Source organism: Mycobacteroides saopaulense (genome assembly GCF_001456355.1).
Lineage (GTDB): Bacteria > Actinomycetota > Actinomycetes > Mycobacteriales > Mycobacteriaceae > Mycobacterium > Mycobacterium saopaulense.
This window is the reverse complement of sequence record NZ_CP010271.1, coordinates 3,603,029-3,622,722: the sequence shown is the minus strand read 5'-3', so window position 1 is coordinate 3,622,722 and position 19,694 is coordinate 3,603,029. Positions and strand designations below refer to the sequence as shown.

Here is a 19,694-nt window from a genome sequence, read left to right as displayed (position 1 = left end):
AAAACATCGCAGATGCGCGGCAACACTGGAGGACCGATCTTGGCAGTCTCTCGCCAGACTAAGACCGATAACGCAACTACTAACTCCGTACCTGGGGCCCCTAGCCGACTTTCCTTCGCCAAGCTGCGTGAACCGCTTGCGGTTCCCGGCCTGCTCGATGTGCAGACGGAGTCCTTTGAATGGCTGGTTGGCTCGCCGCGCTGGCGTGAGGTTGCGACTGCACGTGGTGAGGTGAACCCGACCGGCGGCCTTGAGGAGATCCTCACGGAGCTTTCGCCGATCGAGGACTTCTCCGGCTCGATGTCGCTGTCGTTCAGCGACCCGCGCTTCGACGAGGTCAAGGCACCCGTCGACGAGTGCAAAGACAAGGACATGACGTACGCGGCTCCGCTGTTCGTCACGGCCGAGTTCATCAACAACAACACCGGTGAGATCAAGAGCCAGACGGTCTTCATGGGTGACTTCCCGATGATGACCGACATGGGCACCTTCATCATCAACGGCACCGAGCGTGTCGTGGTGTCCCAGCTGGTCCGTTCGCCGGGCGTCTACTTCGACGAGAGCATCGACAAGTCGACCGAGAAGACCCTGCACAGCGTCAAGGTCATCCCCGGCCGCGGTGCATGGCTCGAGTTCGACGTCGACAAGCGCGACACCGTCGGCGTCCGCATCGACCGCAAGCGTCGCCAGCCCGTCACCGTGCTGCTGAAGGCGCTCGGCTGGACCAACGAGCAGATCGTCGAGCGTTTCGGATTCTCCGAGATCATGATGGGCACCCTGGAGAAGGACAACATCGCCGGTCCGGACGAGGCCCTGCTGGACATCTACCGCAAGCTGCGTCCGGGCGAGCCCCCGACCAAGGAGTCGGCGCAGGCTCTGCTGGAGAACCTGTTCTTCAAGGAGAAGCGCTACGACCTGGCCCGCGTGGGTCGGTACAAGGTGAACAAGAAGCTGGGTCTGGGCGGTACCAATCCGGCTCAGGTGACCACCACCACCCTCACCGAGGAAGACGTCGTCGCCACCATCGAGTACCTGGTGCGCTTGCACGAGGGCCAGACCACGATGACCGCCCCCGGCGGCGTCGAGGTGCCGGTGGATGTGGACGACATCGACCACTTCGGTAACCGGCGCCTGCGTACCGTCGGTGAGCTGATCCAGAACCAGATCCGCGTCGGTCTGTCCCGCATGGAGCGTGTCGTGCGTGAGCGCATGACCACTCAGGACGTCGAGGCGATCACCCCGCAGACCCTGATCAACATCCGTCCCGTCGTGGCGGCGATCAAGGAGTTCTTCGGAACCAGCCAGCTGTCGCAGTTCATGGACCAGAACAACCCGCTGTCGGGCCTGACCCACAAGCGTCGTCTGTCGGCGCTGGGCCCCGGTGGTCTGACCCGTGACCGCGCCGGCCTTGAGGTCCGCGACGTGCACCCCTCGCACTACGGCCGCATGTGCCCGATCGAGACCCCGGAAGGCCCGAACATCGGCCTGATCGGTTCGCTGTCGGTGTACGCGCGGGTCAACCCGTTCGGCTTCATCGAGACGCCTTATCGGAAGGTGTCGGATGGTGTGGTTACTGACGAGATCCACTACCTGACCGCCGACGAAGAGGACCGCCACGTCGTGGCGCAGGCCAACTCGCCTGTGGACGCCGAGGGCCGCTTCACCGAGGACAAGATCCTGGTCCGCCGTAAGGGTGGCGAGGTCGAGTTCGTCTCGGCCACCGAGGTGGACTACATGGACGTCTCGCCGCGCCAGATGGTGTCGGTCGCGACCGCCATGATCCCGTTCCTCGAGCACGACGACGCCAACCGTGCCCTCATGGGTGCCAACATGCAGCGCCAGGCGGTTCCGCTGGTGCGCAGCGAGGCACCGCTGGTCGGTACCGGTATGGAGCTGCGTGCCGCCATCGACGCCGGTGACGTCGTCGTGGCGGAGAAGGCCGGTGTCATCGAAGAGGTGTCCGCCGACTACGTCACCGTGATGGCCGACGACGGCACCCGCCAGAGCTACCGGTTGCGCAAGTTCGCCCGCTCCAACCACGGCACCTGCGCCAACCAGAAGCCCATCGTGGACGAAGGCCAGCGGGTCGAGGTCGGTCAGGTCATCGCCGACGGTCCTTGCACCGAGAACGGTGAAATGGCCCTCGGTAAGAACCTGCTCGTGGCTGTCATGCCGTGGGAAGGCCACAACTACGAGGACGCCATCATCCTGTCCAACCGTCTGGTGGAAGAGGACGTGCTCACCTCGATTCACATCGAAGAGCACGAAATCGATGCGCGCGACACCAAGCTGGGCGCCGAGGAGATCACCCGGGACATCCCGAACGTCTCCGATGAGGTGCTGGCAGACCTCGACGAGCGCGGCATCGTCCGCATCGGCGCCGAGGTTCGCGACGGCGACATCCTCGTCGGCAAGGTCACCCCGAAGGGTGAGACCGAGCTGACCCCCGAGGAGCGCCTGCTGCGTGCCATCTTCGGTGAGAAGGCCCGCGAGGTTCGCGACACCTCCCTGAAGGTGCCGCACGGTGAGTCCGGAAAGGTCATCGGCATCCGCGTCTTCTCGCGTGATGACGACGACGATCTGCCCGCCGGCGTGAACGAGCTCGTTCGCGTGTACGTCGCGCAGAAGCGCAAGATCTCCGACGGTGACAAGCTGGCCGGACGCCACGGCAACAAGGGCGTCATCGGCAAGATCCTGCCCGTCGAGGACATGCCGTTCCTGCCCGATGGCACCCCGGTGGACATCATCCTGAACACCCATGGTGTGCCGCGTCGTATGAACATCGGCCAGATCCTGGAAACCCACCTCGGGTGGGTGGCCAAGACCGGCTGGAACATCGAAGGATCTCCCGAGTGGGCGCAGAACCTCCCCGAGGACCTGCAGTCGGCCCCGGCCGACACCCGCACGGCCACCCCGGTGTTCGACGGTGCCCGCGAGGAGGAGCTGACCGGACTGCTGTCCTCGACGCTGCCCAACCGGGACGGCGAGGTCATGGTGGATGGTGACGGCAAGGCGCGGCTGTTCGACGGCCGTAGTGGCGAGCCGTTCCCGTACCCGGTGACCGTCGGCTACATGTACATCCTGAAGCTGCACCACTTGGTCGACGACAAGATTCACGCGCGTTCGACCGGGCCGTACTCGATGATCACCCAGCAGCCGCTCGGTGGTAAGGCGCAGTTCGGTGGTCAGCGATTCGGTGAGATGGAGTGCTGGGCCATGCAGGCCTACGGTGCGGCATACACGCTGCAGGAGCTGTTGACCATCAAGTCCGACGACACCGTCGGTCGTGTGAAGGTCTACGAGGCGATCGTCAAGGGCGAGAACATCCCCGAGCCGGGTATCCCGGAGTCGTTCAAGGTTCTGCTCAAGGAACTCCAGTCGCTGTGCCTGAACGTGGAGGTGCTGTCCAAGGACGGCGCCGCCATCGAAATGCGCGACGGCGACGACGAGGACCTGGAGCGCGCTGCCGCGAACCTGGGAATCAACTTGTCCCGCAACGAATCTGCGTCCATTGAGGACTTCGCCTAACCGATTTCTATCCCGCAAGGGGAAAGGGAGTTTGCGTGCTCGACGTCAACTTCTTCGATGAACTCCGTATCGGCCTCGCGTCGGCGGATGACATCCGTAACTGGTCCTTCGGCGAAGTCAAGAAGCCGGAGACCATCAACTACCGCACGCTCAAGCCCGAGAAGGACGGCCTGTTCTGCGAGAAGATCTTCGGACCTACTCGCGACTGGGAGTGCTACTGCGGCAAGTACAAGCGCGTGCGCTTCAAGGGCATCATCTGTGAGCGCTGCGGCGTCGAGGTGACCCGCGCCAAGGTGCGTCGTGAGCGGATGGGCCACATCGAACTGGCCGCCCCGGTCACGCACATCTGGTACTTCAAGGGCGTTCCGTCGCGCTTGGGCTACCTGCTGGACCTGGCGCCGAAGGATCTGGAAAAGATCATCTACTTCGCCGCCTACGTCATCACCACGGTCGACGACGAGCTCCGCCACAACGAGCTCTCGACGCTCGAGGCCGAGATGGAGGTCGAGAAGAAGGCTGTCGCCGATCAGCGCGATGCCGACCTGGAGGCCCGCGCCCAGAAGCTCGAGGCCGACCTGGCCGAGTTGGAGGCCGAGGGCGCCAAGTCCGACGTGCGCCGCAAGGTGCGCGACGGCGGCGAGCGCGAGATGCGTCAGCTCCGCGATCGGTCGCAGCGCGAGCTGGACCGGCTCGACGAGATCTGGACCACGTTTACCAAGCTGGCTCCCAAGCAGCTCATCGTGGACGAGGTGCTCTACCGCGAGTTGGTGGACCGTTACGGCGAGTACTTCACCGGCGCCATGGGTGCCGAGGCCGTGCAGAAGCTGATCCAGACCTTCGATCTCGATGCCGAGGCGGAGAACCTGCGGGAGACCATCCGTAGTGGCAAGGGCCAGAAGAAGCTTCGTGCCCTCAAGCGCCTGAAGGTGGTGGCGGCGTTCCAGAACTCCACCAACTCACCCGGTGGCATGGTGCTCGACGCGGTGCCGGTGATCCCGCCGGAGCTGCGCCCGATGGTTCAGCTCGACGGTGGCCGCTTCGCGACCTCGGACCTGAACGATCTGTACCGCCGCGTCATCAACCGCAACAACCGCCTCAAGCGACTGATCGATCTGGGTGCGCCCGAGATCATCGTCAACAACGAGAAGCGCATGCTGCAGGAGTCGGTGGACGCGCTGTTCGACAACGGCCGTCGTGGACGTCCGGTCACCGGACCGGGTAACCGTCCGCTGAAGTCGCTGTCGGATCTACTCAAGGGCAAGCAGGGCCGGTTCCGCCAGAACCTGCTCGGTAAGCGCGTCGACTACTCGGGCCGTTCGGTCATCGTGGTTGGCCCGCAGCTCAAGCTGCACCAGTGTGGTCTGCCCAAGCTGATGGCTCTGGAGCTGTTCAAGCCGTTCGTGATGAAGCGTCTGGTCGACCTGAACCACGCGCAGAACATCAAGAGCGCCAAGCGGATGGTGGAGCGTCAGCGCGCCCAGGTGTGGGACGTCCTCGAAGAGGTCATCGCCGAGCACCCGGTGCTGCTGAACCGTGCACCAACCCTGCACCGCCTGGGTATCCAGGCCTTCGAGCCGCAGCTGGTGGAAGGCAAGGCAATTCAGCTGCACCCGCTGGTGTGTGAGGCGTTCAACGCCGACTTCGACGGTGACCAGATGGCCGTGCACCTTCCGCTGTCGGCGGAGGCGCAGGCCGAGGCGCGCATCCTGATGCTGTCCTCGAACAACATCCTGTCGCCCGCGTCGGGTCGTCCGCTGGCCATGCCGCGTCTGGACATGGTGACCGGTCTGTACTTCCTGACCACCGAGGTCCCCGGCGACACCGGTGCGCACGCACCGGCCGCCAAGGATCAGCCGGAGGTCGGTGTGTACAGCTCGCCCGCCGAGGCCATCATGGCCCTCGACCGTGGTGCGCTGAGCGTGCGCGCTCCCATCCGCGTGCGGCTGACGCATCAGCGTCCGCCGGCCGAGGTGGAGGCCGAGCTGTTCGAAAACGGTTGGCAGCCAGGCGATGCCTGGGTCGCCGAGACCACGCTGGGCCGTGTGTTGTTCAACGAGCTGTTGCCCCACGGGTACCCGTTCGTGAACAAGCAGATGCACAAGAAGGTGCAGTCGGCGATCATCAACGACCTCGCCGAGCGGTTCCCGATGATCGTGGTCGCCCAGACCGTCGACAAGCTCAAGGACGCCGGTTTCCACTGGGCCACGCGTTCGGGTGTCACGGTGTCCATGGCCGACGTGCTGGTGCCGCCGCAGAAGGCGGAGATCCTCGACCGTTACGAGAAGGAAGCGGAGCGGATCGAAAAGCAGTACCAGCGTGGTGCTTTGAACCAGCAGGAGCGGCGCGACGCGCTGGTCAAGATCTGGCAGGAAGCCACCGACGAGGTCGGTAAGGCACTGGAGGAGCACTACCCGGCCGACAACCCGATCACCTTGCTGCCCAAGTCCGGCGCGACCGGAAACATGACCCAGGTGCGCAACCTGGCGGGCATGAAGGGTCTGGTGACCAACCCGAAGGGTGAGTACATCCCGCGGCCGATCAAGTCCTCTTTCCGTGAGGGCCTGACCGTTCTCGAGTACTTCATCAACACGCACGGTGCTCGTAAGGGTCTGGCGGATACCGCGCTTCGTACCGCGGACTCGGGTTACCTGACCCGTCGTCTGGTGGACGTCTCGCAGGACGTCATCGTCCGCGAGCACGACTGCGGTACCGAGCGCGGCATCAATGTGGTTATTGCGGAGAAGCAGACTGGGCCCGATGGCAAGGCAACGCTGATCCGCGATGCACACATCGAAACCTCCGCCTACGCACGGACTCTCGCCGCTGACGCGGTGGATGCCGATGGCACCGTGCTGGTGGAGCGTGGACACGACCTGGGCGATCCGGCGATCGAGAAGCTTCTCGCCGCAGGTGTCACCACGGTCAAGGTGCGGTCGGTGCTCACCTGCACCACCGGTACCGGGGTTTGCGCGATGTGCTACGGCCGCTCGATGGCGACCGGCAAGCTCGTCGACATCGGTGAGGCGGCCGGCATCGTGGCCGCGCAGTCGATCGGTGAGCCCGGTACCCAGCTGACCATGCGTACCTTCCACCAGGGTGGCGTCGGTGACGACATCACCGGTGGTCTGCCGCGTGTCACCGAGCTGTTCGAGGCGCGAGTTCCCAAGGGCAAGGCGCCGATTGCCGATGTCACCGGACGGGTGCGTCTGGAAGAGGGCGAGCGCTTCTACAAGATCACCATCATCCCGGATGACGGTGGCGAGGAAGTCGTCTACGACAAGCTCTCCAAGCGTCAGCGCCTGCGTGTCTTCAAGCACGAAGACGGCTCCGAGCGTCCGCTGGCCGATGGTGACCACGTCGAGGTCGGACAGCAGCTCATGGAAGGTGCGGCCGATCCGCACGAGGTGCTCCGCGTCATGGGCCCGCGTCAGGTGCAGGTGCACCTGGTCAACGAGGTCCAGGAGGTGTACCGCAGCCAGGGTGTGTCGATCCACGACAAGCACATCGAGGTCATCGTGCGCCAGATGCTGCGTCGCGTGACGATCATCGATTCGGGCGCAACGGAATTCCTGCCCGGCTCGCTCACCGAGCGTGCCGAGTTCGAGTCGGAGAACCGTCGCGTGGTGGCCGAGGGTGGCGAGCCCGCGGCCGGGCGTCCGGTGCTGATGGGTATCACCAAGGCGTCGCTGGCCACCGACTCGTGGCTGTCGGCGGCGTCCTTCCAGGAGACCACTCGCGTGCTGACCGATGCGGCGATCAACTGCCGCAGCGACAAGCTGAATGGTCTGAAGGAGAACGTCATCATCGGTAAGTTGATCCCGGCTGGTACCGGTATCAACCGCTACCGCAACATCTCGGTGCAACCGACCGAAGAGGCACGGGCTGCCGCGTACACGATCCCGTCGTACGAGGATCAGTACTACAGCCCCGACTTCGGTACCAACACCGGTGCTGCGGTGCCGCTGGACGACTACGGTTACAGCGACTACCGCTAGGACCTCCTAGCGCGAGTTCGTCAAAGGAAAGGCCCCCGGGTTACACCCCGGGGGCCTTTCCTTTCGCCGAGCGGGTCCACACGCGCCGTAACGTGCTGCCTACCACGACGACGAGAACCACCGGTGCGGTGAGCCATTCGAGGAACGCGTCGATCGCGATGATCGGCCCGGCTACCGGACACCGATGACGGAACTGTGCGTAGAAGAAGCCCTGCACCGCGGTGAGCGCCGCCAGGCTGAACCAAAAGAGCGCCCAGGAGTGACTGACCGCGAGCCCTGAGCCGCTCGAATTGCACATCACGAGGGTGGCGATGCCCATCGGCACGGCCACAATGGTTGCGGTGCCGTACACGATCCACCAGCGACAAATGTCCAGGCCGAGTTGCCCGGCGACGATCACGAACGGAAACACTACGGTGAGTATCGGCAATGCCACGCGTCCGATGAACTGTTGGTTGAGCATGCCAGAAGCCTATGTACGTAAGTGAAGTCGGTTCAGCGCACAAATACCTAGCTGGGCCACGCAATTCCACGCGCATTGTGGACGGTCTGTCCGGGTTTCCCGTGCAATAAGTGTCCACTCACGCAATGATGTCCGGATGACCGTAGCCAATTCCGAATCCGAGACCCCCGACGCCGGATATTCACGTGGCCTGTCCGCCCGCACCGTGCAGATGATTGCGATCGGTGGTGCTATCGGCACGGGCCTCTTCTACGGCGCCGGCGGTGCGATCGAGAAGGCCGGTCCGGCGCTCATCTTGGCCTACCTGGTCGCGGGGCTGGCCATCTTCGTGATCATGCGCGCGCTCGGTGAGCTCTTGGTTTACCGGCCCGTCTCCGGCAGCATCTCGGAGTACGCCGAGGAGTTCATGGGACGTTTCGCCGGATTCGCCAACGGGTGGACGTACTGGGCGGTGTGGGCCACGACGTGCATGGCCGAGATCACCGTCGCCGGTGTGTACATCCAACGATGGTGGCCCGGTGTCCCGCAGTGGGTCACCGCACTGGTAGTCCTGCTCATCCTGTTCGGGGCCAATCTGATTTCGGTGAAGATCTTCGGCGAGGCCGAGTTCTGGTTCTCGATGATCAAGGTGACCGCGATTCTCGGCATGATCATCATCGGTATCGGTGTGCTGCTTCCCATTTCGGGACTGGGGCCGGAATCCGGGCCGACCGTCGCCAATCTGTGGAACGACGGTGGCGTCTTCCCGACCGGCTTCAGTCAAGCCCTGTTGAGCCTGCAGATCGTGGTGTTCGCCTATGTCGGCGTCGAGCTCGTCGGTGTCACGGCGGGGGAAGCCGAGAACCCGAAAGTGACCCTGCGCAAGGCGATCAACACCCTGCCTTTCCGCATCGGGTTGTTCTACGTGGGTGCGCTGATCGTCATCCTGTCGATCCAGGGCTGGCGGAACTACCACAAGGGGGAGAGCCCCTTCGTCGCTGTGTTCGAGTACCTCAACATTCCGCAGGCGGCGAACATCGTGAACTTCATCCTGCTGACGGCTGCGCTGTCGTCCTGTAACTCGGGTATCTATTCGACCGGCCGTATGGTGCGTAGCCTGGCCCAGCGCGGCGATGCTCCGGCAGGTCTGCAGGCTTTGAGTTCGCGCCACGTCCCGATGTTGGCGATTTGCTTCTCGGCACTCACCATGGGTATCGGAGTGTTCGTCAACTGGCTCTCGCCGGACAAGGCGTTCGCCTACATCACCTCCGTGTCGACCATCGGCATCATCTTCGTATGGGGCTCAATCCTGGTTTCCCACATGATTTATCGGAAGCGAGTCGCTGCCGGTGAGCTGCCCGCCTCGGACTACAGGCTGCCCGGCGCGCCGGTGACCAATCTGTTGGCACTGGGCTTCCTCGCCTTGGTGGTGGTGCTCTTGTTCTTCACCGACGACGGCCGCACCGCGATCCTGGTGGGTCTGGTCTGGTTCGTGATCGTGGTGCTCGGCTACTTCGTGCATCACGGCGAGCCTGCGGAGCGTGAAAGGCAAGACGCCTAGGCGCGGGAGGTATCGAGCCTGACCTCGACGGTCACTCGGTCTCCGGGCCCCTTGCCCAGTTGCACCTGGATGTCCTTGCGAACCCCCAAAAGGTGCTTGCCGCCGTACGGTGCCAGGGACCCCGCATAGGTCACCGAGCCGTCGAACACGACCTGCACAGGTACCCGGGCTTTGACGCCGAAGGTGTCGACCGCGGAGAACGGGAACTCGACGTACGCGCCGGGGCCGTCCGGCTTTTCGATCGTTGCCTCGAAAGTGATGGCGCCGGGGTCGCGGTACTCCACCATGGTGCGAGCGTAGAGGACACCCGCACCGAGCCTCATGGTGCGGGTGTCCGATCGCTTAGGGGCGAATCAGCTCGTCGATCTGATTGATCGCCGAGGACGCGCCCTCGATGACACCCATCTCCAACACCTTCTGCAGCCCCTCGGCGGTCTCGTAAGTTGCGACATAGGTGGCGTACGTACGGCCGTCTCTCTCGGCGAAGCTATACACGTTCGTCGAAACCGGCATATTGTCAACCGGTTCCAGATCATTGTCAGCGAATCCGTCCTTGAAGGCGAAGCTATTCGGCTCATCGACGGCTGTGATCTCCCACCAACCACCGAAGCGATCCCCCTCGGGCCCTGTCATGTAGTAGCTCATCCGGCCGCCCGGCTTGAGCTGGTGTTCGACGAATGTCGCCGGGTATGTCGGTGGTCCCCAGATCTTTTCGAGCTGACGTGGGTCGGCATAGATCTGCCAGATCCTGCTGATCGGTGCGTCGAACTCCGCGTCGATGGTGATAGTGCGTGTGTCGATATCGTGAGTGACGTTGGTGACGGGCATGGTTCAGTCCTTCCGTGGTGTATTGGCCGTCGGTGATTCGCATGCGATCAGTTCATCGATGCGAGCGATCCTGCCGCGCCAGAACTGCTCCAGTTCCGAGAGCATGGCGCCGACCGAGCGAACTGCTTCCACATCGCCGCTGGCCAGCTGCTCGCGGCCATGGCGCCGCTTGGTCAGCAGGCCGGCCCTTTCCAGCACGGCGACGTGCTTTTGCACCGCGGCAAAACTCATGTCGTAGTTCGCCGCAAGTGTCGAGACCGAGTGTTCACCTGCCAGGACGCGCCGCAGGATGTCGCGTCGAGTCCTGTCGGAGAGCGCATGGAACATGGCGTCTGCCTTGTCCTGATCCGCCTCGGTCACTCCCCAAACATACAACCATTTGGTTGTATGTCAATGGCTGACATCCTCGCAGGGGCGAAGAGGGCGCTAGAACGGTCGCATCACGTCATATCTGCTCGTTGCGACCGTGTCGATGTTGGTATGGGCGCCAAAGGCTTTGACGCTCTCCAGCATCGCCAGGGCGCGCTGACCCAGCTGCTGCTGATCCGATGCGCCATACCAGGCGAGCGGGTCGGTCAGTGCCGCAGCAGGGAATTGTTCGAACACGATGGCCGAGATGGGCGGCGGGTCGGCGGTGACGGCACGGACCACCAGGTTCTGTTCGTAGCCGATGGTCGACTGCAGGTCGAGCGCGTTCTGGGTGTGCACGCCCTGCCATTGCTGACGCCATGCGTCGAACGGCATGTCGGTGGGCCTGCGCAGCAGTGCGATATTGGTGAAACCCGTTGATCGCATGTCGGATTCGAGGTTGGGTGAGGGCAGTGGCACCGACTCGGTGACGAGGTAGCCGTGCACGTTCGCCGATGTCGCTGCAAGGATTGCCTCGATTTCCGACACCGCCGGGCCGTACGACTGTTGCACCCATACGCTGACCGCAGCGGCGAATGGCGGGTCCAGAGTCATCAGGCGCAGGCCGGCGGCCCTGACGGCGGCGTCGTGAACAGACACGGTCAGGCCGCGTACTCCGGCGGCCCGGATCTTGTCGGCGGCGGCCGTGCGCAGCTGCTCTGCCCACTCGTCCGTGGCGGCATCGGATGGTTGGCGCAGCACGAAGACGACCTTCTCCACGCCTCCCTTTCTAGCGCACGGACGGCATGAAAAAGGGCATGCGAACAGATCTTGTGCGACTGTCGGGGAAATGTAACACTGGATGCATGGCCGATACGCATGTCGTCACCAATCAGGTCCCCCCGTTGCGCAACTACAACGCAGCGACAAGCCCCGTGCTGATGGAAGCGCTCATTCGCGAGGGAGGGCAGTGGGGTGTCGACGAGGTCGTCGAGGTTGGCGCACTCAACGGCACCGACCGCATGCAGCGCGCCGGGGAACTGGCGAACCGGAACCGCCCCGTGCTGCACACCCACGATCGCTGGGGGCATCGGGTCGACGAAATCGAGTTCGACCCGGCCTATCACGAGCTCATGGGCGAGGCGGTCGCCCACGGACTGCACGGTGCGCCGTGGGCCGACGACCGGCCGGGTGCGCACGTGGTGCGTGCCGCCAAGACCGGAGTGTGGACGGCCGATCCGGGCCACATGTGTCCCATCTCGATGACCTATGCGGTGATTCCGGCGCTGCGTGCCAATCCCGAATTGGCGGCCGTCTACGAGCCACTGCTGTCCAGTCGCGTCTATGACCCCGTGCTGGCGGTACCCACCACCAAGGCGGGGCTGACGGCGGGTATGTCGATGACCGAAAAGCAGGGCGGTTCGGATGTGCGCGCGGGTACCACCGTGGCCACTCCGAATGCCGACGGGAGCTACACGCTGGTCGGGCATAAATGGTTCACCTCGGCGCCGATGTGCGATGTGTTCCTGGTGCTTGCTCAGGCGCCCGGTGGCCTGTCGTGCTTCTTCCTGCCGCGGGTGCTGCCCGACGGCACCCGTAACCGGATGCGGTTGCAGCGCTTGAAGGACAAGCTCGGTAACCACTCCAACGCGTCCTCTGAGGTCGAGTACGACGATGCCACCGCGTGGTTGGTGGGCGAGGAGGGCAAGGGCGTCAAGACCATCATCGAGATGGTCAACATGACGCGCCTGGACTGCACGCTGGGATCGGCCACCAGCATGCGCACCGGCGTCGCCCTGGCCATGCATCACGCGCAGCACCGCAAGGCATTCGGCGAATACCTCGTCGATCAGCCGCTCATGCGCAATGTTCTTGCCGACCTCGCCATCGAGGCGGAGGCAGCCACCATGGTCGCGATGCGGATGGCGGGCGCCACCGACCGGGCCACCCGTGGAGACGAGACCGAGTCCTTGCTGCGTCGTATCGGATTGGCCGCCAGTAAGTATTGGGTGTGCAAGCGCGCCACCCCGCATGCGGGTGAGGCCATGGAATGTCTTGGCGGCAACGGCTACGTCGAGGACTCGGGGCTGCCGCGTCTGTATCGCGAGGCGCCGCTGATGGGAATCTGGGAGGGGTCGGGGAACGTGAGCGCGCTGGATACGTTGCGCGCCATGGCCACCAAGCCCGAATGCATCGAGGTGTTGTTCAAGGAGCTTGCCCTGGCGCAGGGACAGGACGAGCGCCTGGACCGCCACGTCAACGGGTTGCATTCGCAGCTGGGTGACCTGGAGTCCGTCACGTACCGCGCCCGTAAGGTCGCCGAGGACATCTGCCTCGCCCTGCAAGGCGCACTGCTGGTCCGCCACGGCCATCCGGCGGTCGCCCAGGCGTTCTTGGCGACCCGGCTGGCCGGCGACTGGGGCGGCGCATTCGGCACCCTGCCCACCGGATTGGATCTGTCGCCGATCCTGGAGCGGGCGTCCGTCAAGGCGGGCAACTAGCAGCTATGGATATGTTGAAGACGATGACCTACGAGGTCACCGATCGGGTCGCGCGCATCACCTTCAACCGGCCCGAGCAGGGCAACGCCATCATCGCCGAGACTCCAATGGAATTGGCGGCACTTGTGGAACGTGCCGACCTGGACCCCCGGGTCCACGTGATCCTGGTGTCGGGCAGGGGCGACGGTTTCTGTGGTGGCTTTGACCTGAGTGCCTACGCCGAGGCAAACGATGAAGGCTCGGCGCGGTATTCGGGCACCGCACTGGACGGTCAGGTTCAGCTGCGCAACCACCTGCCGAACATCAACTGGGATCCCATGCTCGACTACCAGATGATGAGCCGGTTCACCCGTGGCTTCTCTTCGCTGTTGCATGCCAACAAGCCGACCGTCGTGAAGGTGCACGGCTACTGCGTGGCCGGCGGTACCGACATCGCCTTGCATGCCGATCAGTTGATCGTCGCCGCCGATGCCAAGATCGGGTACCCACCCACCCGGGTATGGGGCGTCCCGGCCACCGGGCTCTGGGCGCACAAGCTGGGCGATCAACGCGCGAAACGTCTTCTGCTCACCGGAGATTGCCTCTCCGGTGAGCAGGCCTACGAGTGGGGTCTTGCGGTCGAGGCGCCCGCGCCGGAGGAGCTGGACGAGCGCACCGAGCGGCTGGTCGCACGGATCGCGGCGATGCCGTTGAACCAGCTGATGATGGTGAAACTGGCTTGCAACTCTGCGCTCATCAGCCAGGGGATCGCCAACAGCGCGATGGTCAGCACCGTCTTCGACGGCATCTCGCGGCACACGGCTGAGGCGCACGCGTTCACCGCCGATGCCATCGCGAACGGCTACCGGGAGGCGGTCCGGCACCGGGATGAGCCCTTCGGCGATTACGGCCGTAAGCCCACCGAACTGTAGTGATGGAAAACCCGGTCGATCATCACCCGATGACCGCTCGCTCGGTCATCCTGAGTCTGCTGCTGGGAGCTCATCCGGCCGAGCTGTCGGTGCGAGAAATCCGTTCGCTCACCACCTTGTTCGGTATCAGCGACACCACGGTCCGGGTGGCGCTCACCCGGATGGTCTCCGCCGGAGACCTTGTCAGAACCGAAGCGGGATACCGGCTCGCCGAACGTCTGCAGGCCCGTCAGCTTCGGCAGGACGAGGCGTGCGATCCGCATCGAGGCTCCTGGGACGGCAACTGGAGCCAGCTCGTGATCACCAGCGTGGGTCGCGATGCCCGCGACCGCAACGATCTGCGAACAGCCCTGCGGCAGAGACGCTTCGGTGAACTGCGAGAGGGAGTGTGGCTGCGGCCGGATAATCTGGATATCGACCTACCGGCGTCGGTGACGGACCATGTGTGGGCGCTGCGTACCAGAACCGAGCGTCCCGACGTGTTGGCCGCCCAACTGTGGGATCTGCCCGGGTGGTCCCTGTATGCAACGTCTCTGCTGCATTGGTGGGAGCAGGCCGAGGCGATTCCCGCGCGATTCGTACTCGCCGCGGCGATGGTGCGGCATCTGTTGGCCGACCCGGTGCTGCCGGATGAGTTGTTGCCGACGGGCTGGCCTGCCGACGAAATACGCTCCCGTTACCGAGAATTCAAGGATGAGTTGGTGGCACTGCGGGACACCGCGGAGATGGAGGAGGCCTCGCTATGAGTGAAGACATCGATCCGGCCGTGCGGGTTGAGAAGTCGGGGCCGGTGACCACCGTCATCCTCAACCGGCCTCATGCGCGCAATGCGGTCGACGGCCCGACTGCGGCGGCGCTGCTCGCAGCCTTCACCGAGTTCGACGCGGACCCCGGGGCATCGGTGGCGGTGCTCTGGGGTGATAACGGAACATTCTGTGCCGGAGCAGATCTCAAGGCAATGGGGACCGACCGCGGAAACGAACTGAATCCGCACGGTCCCGGTCCGATGGGCCCCTCGCGGCTACGGCTGTCCAAGCCGGTGATTGCGGCGATCTCGGGGCACGCCGTCGCCGGTGGCATCGAACTCGCGTTGTGGTGCGATCTTCGGGTGGTCGAGGAGGATGCGGTGCTGGGCGTGTTCTGCCGGCGCTGGGGTGTTCCACTCATCGACGGCGGCACGATCAGGTTGCCCCGGCTGATCGGGCACTCGCGTGCGATGGACCTCATCTTGACGGGGCGGCCCGTCACGGCGAATGAGGCCCTGGACATCGGACTCGTCAATCGGGTGGTCCCGCGCGGACATGCCCGTGAGGCGGCCGAGACATTGGCCGCCGAGATCGCGGCCTTCCCGCAACAATGTGTGCGTGCCGACCGTGATTCGGCGATCGCGCAATGGGGGATGACCGAGGAAGCGGCGCTGGACAACGAGTTTGGCAGCATCGAACGAGTGGCCGCCGAGGCGCTGGAGGGTGCCGGTCGGTTCGCCGCGGGTGCGGGTCGACACGGCGCCGGAGTCTGACACGCCGAGTAGCGGCAGCGACACACTCGTCCATCTAGGAGACGCGCGAGTCGCGGACGTACTGTGGACAGCGTGAGTGTGCGGATTGTCTCGGTCTCGGCGCTGATTGTCGCCGCCGTAATGCTCGCCGGGTGCTCGCCCCGGTCGTCTACCGGCGGTGACGGCGATGATGGCGGGTCGCCAGACGTGCAGGTGACCACCGTGCCCGAGGTGAACAACGGGCCGGGTAAGGGCTTCAAGCTGGGTGACTGTGGTGGCATGACCGATGGGGAAGTCACAGCGGCAGTGGGGAATCCAGGACTCAAGCGTGATGTGGACAGCTTGCTCGGCTGCCGGTGGTCAACGGGCCCCGGCACCGAGGACACCTCGATTTCGCTCTATTGGTACCGGGGCAGCTCTGCGGAGAAGGAGGCGTCGGTCGCGCGAAACCTCGGGCACACGGTCGAATCGGTGACCACCAAGTCCTATCCCGGTTACCGGGTGAGCAATGTCGGACTGTGCGAGCTGTCCGCGGGATCGGGACCGGATTTCCTGCACTGGTCGCTGCAGTCGGGTGCCGCCGTCAAGAATGATCCGTGCAAGGCCGTCGAGACCCTGATGGACTCACTGCTGGGCAAGGTGGGCAAGCAATGAAGAAGATCATCGGCGCCCTGGCTGCGGCGACACTGCTGCTAGTGGGACCGACCGGCTGCGCGCGAACCGTGGACGGCACCGCGGTTACGCCGGGTGAGGGTTTGAACGCCAATGAACGGGGCGAGAACGACAAGCTGGATCCCTACGGATTCGCCAACGGCCAGTGCGGTCCGCTGGATGAGAAGACCATCGTCGAGACGGTCAAGGCCGCCCAGATCTATCAGAATTTCTTTGGGGCCCTGTGCTATTGGGTAGCCGCCGATGACGCCGGAAACCTCATCGACCTGTTGTACGCGTACTACGAGGGCGGTGACGTCGATCGCGACCGCAAGTCCGCCGACGGGATGGGACAGAAGACCGCCGACATCACGATCAACAGCCGCAAGGGGTTCACCAGCACCGGGCCCGGCTCCGGGTGCGGTGTCACCGTGCCGGCCGGAACCGGTTCGTTGACCTGGTGGGTTCAGTACCGCAAGGGCGGTGACAGCTGTGCCGCGGCGCGCCAGTTGGTCGAGCACATCGTGCAGACGGTGCTGTAGGGGGCCAGGGGCTCTAGGAGGCCTTCTGGATGGTGTTGTTGCTTCCGTAGTTGTTGACCTTGGGCTCGCCCGCCTTGTAAGTGAGTTTGTTCGCATACCCGGTGACCGTCACCTCGGACTTCAGTTCGTCGAACGTGATGGTGTTCGAGAAGCCCGAGACGGTGACCTTGTCGCAGGCGCCGGTGATGGTGAGTGTGTTGTTGGCACCGGTGATGTTCAGGCGCTTGCCGTCTTCACAGGCGGCCGTCGTGGTCTGGCCGAAGTATCCGATGACCGTCTCGTCCCCGATGTCGACCTTCGCGGATGTCGGCGTGCTGACGGTGGACGAAGTGCTGCTGGACGGGGGAGTCCAGGTGCCGGGTGTCGGATTGCTCGAACCCGGCTTGATGACGCCGCAACCAGCCAGCCCGAGGCAGGCGACGGCGATGGCGAGGAGCACGTGATTACGGGACATGTCCCCAGTATCCCGAGATCCGAGTGACGGGATGGGGTCAGCCGGGAATGCGGTCGATGAAATTCATCATGCCCAGCTCGCGCCCGCGATCGATGACCGCCGGTTCGCCGGACTTGTAGAGAACCTTCTGGTTGAAGCCGTAGACGGTGATGTCGTTGACCACGTTGTCGGCGATGATCGTGTTCGACGATCCCTGTACCGAAATCGCGTAGCAGCTGCCGAGTGCGGTGATGACGTTCTGCGACCCGTTCACAAAGACGGTGGAGTCGCCGCAATCGATGGTGGTGACGAGGCCGTACTGGGTGATGTGGGTGTCGCCGTTCTTGGTCAGCCGAATGTTGTCGGCGAGACGTGAACTCACCGCGTGTGTACTCGTCAACGCGGCGATGCCGGCGGTCACCATGACGCCGACCAGCACGCGTTGCCCGGCGGAAACTAGAACGTGTTTCATTTCAGCCTCCTGGTCACTCGATGAGAATAGGCCACGGCGCGCCACGACAGGCTCGATGGGCAGACAAACACAAAGGTGGCGGTGGGGGAGATAGGGTCATAGCAGGCCATCTGCCCAGAGGGCCGCGCCAGACAGCACCCACTAGAACGACTCACCCCCGAAGGCGGCCACACGTGACGACCGAGCCCGCAACCGCGCACCGCAGAAACTCTGCGCGGGCCACGCGGCTCAACCGTGACACCGTCGTCAACGCGGCGCTGTCCTTTCTGGACCGCGCCGGCTGGGATGCGCTGACCATCAATGCGCTGGCGGTCGAACTGGGCACGAAGGGCCCGTCGCTCTACAACCATGTGGACAGTCTCGACGACCTGCGCCACGAGGTGCGTGACCGGGTATTGGCGGAGATCGTCGGCATGCTGCACACGGTGAGCGCGGGCCGCAGCAGCGAGGACGCGATCCTGGCCATGGCCGGCGCATACCGCAGCTACGCGCATCACCATCCCGGTCGATATGCGGCGCTGACCCGGATGCCGTTCCTGGATGCGGTGAACCGTCCGACGATCGACGCACGCGAGCTGGCCAAGCCGGCGACCGAGGCCATCGGCGTCTACGGGCTCAACGAGGACACCGCCTTCCATGCGGGTGTGGAGCTATGGGCTGCGATGCACGGGTTCGTGATGCTGGAGATGACCGGCTTCATGGCAGGTATCGAGATGGACCCCGATATCGCGTTCACGGAGATGGTGCATCGCTTCGCCTCGGGTCTTGCCGAGCGCAAATAGGCATGTTGCTCGGGTGTTGGTGAGTCACCGCCTACCAGCGCTTTGTCCCTGGTAGGCGAGTTTGTCTCACCGTGATCAGCCCTGGTATGGTAGGGCGCTGTGCCTGGCCAATGGCCACCGCTGGAAGCCCCGGTGAGGGTCAAATAAGGCGCCAGGTCAATTCGCATGCCCAGAGGGTGAAGGAGTTTCTTCGCGGCCGCGGTGCGTGCGACACGCCCGGCCTCGGGATACCGAACTGGGCGAAAACCGCAGGACAACAGGGCCTTTAGATGGGCTCACAGTGCTAGAGCCCAGTAGTAGCTAGAGACAGAAAGCCGGTACATGCCAACCATCAACCAGCTGGTCCGTAAGGGTCGCCGGGACAAGATCGCCAAGGTGAAGACCGCGGCCCTTAAGGGCAGCCCGCAGCGCCGTGGCGTGTGCACCCGCGTCTACACCACCACCCCGAAGAAGCCGAACTCGGCGCTGCGGAAGGTGGCCCGTGTGCGGCTGACCAGCGCGGTCGAGGTCACCGCGTACATCCCGGGTGAGGGTCACAACCTGCAGGAGCACTCGATGGTGCTCGTGCGCGGCGGTCGTGTGAAGGACCTCCCCGGTGTGCGTTACAAGATCATCCGCGGCTCGCTGGACACCCAGGGAGTCAAGAACCGCAAGCAGGCTCGCAGCCGCTACGGCGCCAAGAAGGAGAAGAGCTAATGCCACGTAAGGGACCCGCGCCCTCACGTCCCCTGGTCAACGACCCGGTGTACGGTTCGCAGCTGGTGACTCAGCTGGTCAACAAGGTGCTGCTGGACGGCAAGAAGTCGATCGCCGAGCGCATCGTGTACGGCGCCCTGGAGCAGGCTCGCGACAAGACCGGCACCGATCCGGTCGTCACTCTCAAGCGCGCCATGGACAACGTCAAGCCCGCCCTCGAGGTGCGTAGCCGCCGCGTCGGTGGTGCCACCTACCAGGTGCCGGTCGAGGTTCGCCCCGATCGTTCCACCACCCTGGCCCTGCGTTGGCTGGTGTCCTTCTCGCGCGCTCGTCGTGAGAAGACCATGGTCGAGCGCCTCGCCAACGAGATCCTGGACGCCAGCAATGGTCTGGGTGCATCGGTGAAGCGTCGCGAGGACACCCACAAGATGGCTGAGGCCAACCGGGCGTTCGCGCACTACCGCTGGTGATCTGACGGGCCGCGCGTTACCGTGCGGCCCGCCCAG

General features: G+C 64.3%; 19 protein-coding genes. 12 read left to right on the top strand and 7 right to left on the bottom strand.

The genetic code is table 11. From position 1 onward, the window contains the following. Positions 1-12: 12 nt before the first annotated feature. Together rpoB and MYCSP_RS18130 are read left to right on the top strand one after the other, a co-directional pair. Entirely contained in the window at positions 13-3,528 is a 3,516-nt protein-coding gene (gene rpoB / locus MYCSP_RS18135) for a DNA-directed RNA polymerase subunit beta (protein WP_088414588.1), read from the top strand. A 35-nt stretch (positions 3,529-3,563) separates the two neighbouring features. Then, positions 3,564-7,523: a DNA-directed RNA polymerase subunit beta' gene (locus MYCSP_RS18130; RefSeq protein ID WP_070909354.1), complete on the top strand. Its 3,960-nt coding sequence runs from the start codon at positions 3,564-3,566 to the stop codon at positions 7,521-7,523. Positions 7,524-7,563: 40 nt separating this feature from the next. Here MYCSP_RS18130 and MYCSP_RS18125 read toward each other — a convergent pair whose 3' ends face one another. Continuing rightward, positions 7,564-7,986, bottom strand: a complete 423-nt coding sequence (locus MYCSP_RS18125) for a hypothetical protein (protein WP_234809087.1) — start codon at positions 7,984-7,986, stop codon at positions 7,564-7,566. Between the two features lie 136 nt (positions 7,987-8,122). On the opposite strand from MYCSP_RS18125, the gene MYCSP_RS18120 reads away from it, so the two are divergent. Then, on the top strand, positions 8,123-9,526 hold the full coding sequence (locus tag MYCSP_RS18120; RefSeq protein ID WP_070909355.1) for an amino acid permease: 1,404 nt from the start codon (positions 8,123-8,125) through the stop codon (positions 9,524-9,526). On the opposite strand, the gene MYCSP_RS18115 is transcribed toward MYCSP_RS18120, so the two are convergent. The 4 genes from MYCSP_RS18115 to MYCSP_RS18100 form a co-directional block, all read right to left on the bottom strand. Further along, a complete protein-coding gene (locus MYCSP_RS18115) occupies positions 9,523-9,813 on the bottom strand; it encodes a DUF1905 domain-containing protein (RefSeq protein ID WP_088415663.1) in 291 nt (96 codons plus the stop codon). The genes MYCSP_RS18120 and MYCSP_RS18115 overlap by 4 nt on opposite strands. Before the next feature lie 55 nt (positions 9,814-9,868). Then, positions 9,869-10,354: an SRPBCC family protein gene (locus MYCSP_RS18110; RefSeq protein WP_088414586.1), complete on the bottom strand. Its 486-nt coding sequence runs from the start codon at positions 10,352-10,354 to the stop codon at positions 9,869-9,871. A 3-nt stretch (positions 10,355-10,357) separates the two neighbouring features. Then, the gene (locus MYCSP_RS18105) at positions 10,358-10,714 is read right to left on the bottom strand and encodes an ArsR/SmtB family transcription factor (protein WP_088414584.1); all 357 of its coding nucleotides are present in this window, start codon (positions 10,712-10,714) and stop codon (positions 10,358-10,360) included. A gap of 66 nt (positions 10,715-10,780) precedes the next feature. Continuing rightward, on the bottom strand, positions 10,781-11,482 hold the full coding sequence (locus MYCSP_RS18100) for a hypothetical protein (RefSeq protein WP_088414582.1): 702 nt from the start codon (positions 11,480-11,482) through the stop codon (positions 10,781-10,783). A gap of 86 nt (positions 11,483-11,568) precedes the next feature. Between MYCSP_RS18100 and MYCSP_RS18095 the strand changes: the two genes are divergently transcribed. From MYCSP_RS18095 to MYCSP_RS18070, 6 genes are all read left to right on the top strand, one after another. Beyond that, the gene (locus MYCSP_RS18095) at positions 11,569-13,203 is read left to right on the top strand and encodes an acyl-CoA dehydrogenase family protein (protein ID WP_088414580.1); all 1,635 of its coding nucleotides are present in this window, start codon (positions 11,569-11,571) and stop codon (positions 13,201-13,203) included. Between the two features lie 5 nt (positions 13,204-13,208). Then, positions 13,209-14,114: a crotonase/enoyl-CoA hydratase family protein gene (locus MYCSP_RS18090; RefSeq protein ID WP_088414578.1), complete on the top strand. Its 906-nt coding sequence runs from the start codon at positions 13,209-13,211 to the stop codon at positions 14,112-14,114. Between the two features lie 2 nt (positions 14,115-14,116). Beyond that, positions 14,117-14,860, top strand: a complete 744-nt coding sequence (locus MYCSP_RS18085) for a PaaX family transcriptional regulator C-terminal domain-containing protein (RefSeq protein WP_088414576.1) — start codon at positions 14,117-14,119, stop codon at positions 14,858-14,860. Then, on the top strand, positions 14,857-15,633 hold the full coding sequence (locus tag MYCSP_RS18080; RefSeq protein ID WP_088414574.1) for a crotonase/enoyl-CoA hydratase family protein: 777 nt from the start codon (positions 14,857-14,859) through the stop codon (positions 15,631-15,633). Before MYCSP_RS18085 ends, MYCSP_RS18080 begins: the two co-directional genes overlap by 4 nt. A 63-nt stretch (positions 15,634-15,696) precedes the next feature. Beyond that, positions 15,697-16,266: a DUF3558 family protein gene (locus MYCSP_RS18075; protein WP_162266258.1), complete on the top strand. Its 570-nt coding sequence runs from the start codon at positions 15,697-15,699 to the stop codon at positions 16,264-16,266. Further along, positions 16,263-16,805 (top strand): DUF3558 domain-containing protein, encoded by a 543-nt coding sequence (locus MYCSP_RS18070; protein ID WP_070909364.1) that lies wholly within the window; start codon positions 16,263-16,265, stop codon positions 16,803-16,805. The genes MYCSP_RS18075 and MYCSP_RS18070 overlap by 4 nt, the downstream gene beginning before the upstream one ends. Before the next feature lie 13 nt (positions 16,806-16,818). Here the strand turns inward: MYCSP_RS18070 and MYCSP_RS18065 are convergent, their stop codons facing one another. Then, the gene (locus MYCSP_RS18065; protein ID WP_088414572.1) at positions 16,819-17,259 is read right to left on the bottom strand and encodes a DUF3060 domain-containing protein; all 441 of its coding nucleotides are present in this window, start codon (positions 17,257-17,259) and stop codon (positions 16,819-16,821) included. Between the two features lie 37 nt (positions 17,260-17,296). Beyond that, on the bottom strand, positions 17,297-17,677 hold the full coding sequence (locus MYCSP_RS18060; protein ID WP_083013534.1) for a DUF3060 domain-containing protein: 381 nt from the start codon (positions 17,675-17,677) through the stop codon (positions 17,297-17,299). Between the two features lie 206 nt (positions 17,678-17,883). On the opposite strand from MYCSP_RS18060, the gene MYCSP_RS18055 reads away from it, so the two are divergent. The 3 genes from MYCSP_RS18055 (at position 17,884) to rpsG (ending at position 19,658) form a co-directional block, all read left to right on the top strand. Next, positions 17,884-18,492: a TetR/AcrR family transcriptional regulator gene (locus MYCSP_RS18055; RefSeq protein WP_070909366.1), complete on the top strand. Its 609-nt coding sequence runs from the start codon at positions 17,884-17,886 to the stop codon at positions 18,490-18,492. A gap of 321 nt (positions 18,493-18,813) precedes the next feature. Beyond that, positions 18,814-19,188, top strand: coding sequence for a 30S ribosomal protein S12 (gene rpsL, locus MYCSP_RS18050; RefSeq protein ID WP_003929602.1), 375 nt, complete (start codon positions 18,814-18,816; stop codon positions 19,186-19,188). Beyond that, positions 19,188-19,658 (top strand): 30S ribosomal protein S7, encoded by a 471-nt coding sequence (gene rpsG, locus MYCSP_RS18045; RefSeq protein ID WP_043076430.1) that lies wholly within the window; start codon positions 19,188-19,190, stop codon positions 19,656-19,658. The genes rpsL and rpsG overlap by 1 nt, the downstream gene beginning before the upstream one ends. Positions 19,659-19,694: the final 36 nt, after the last annotated feature.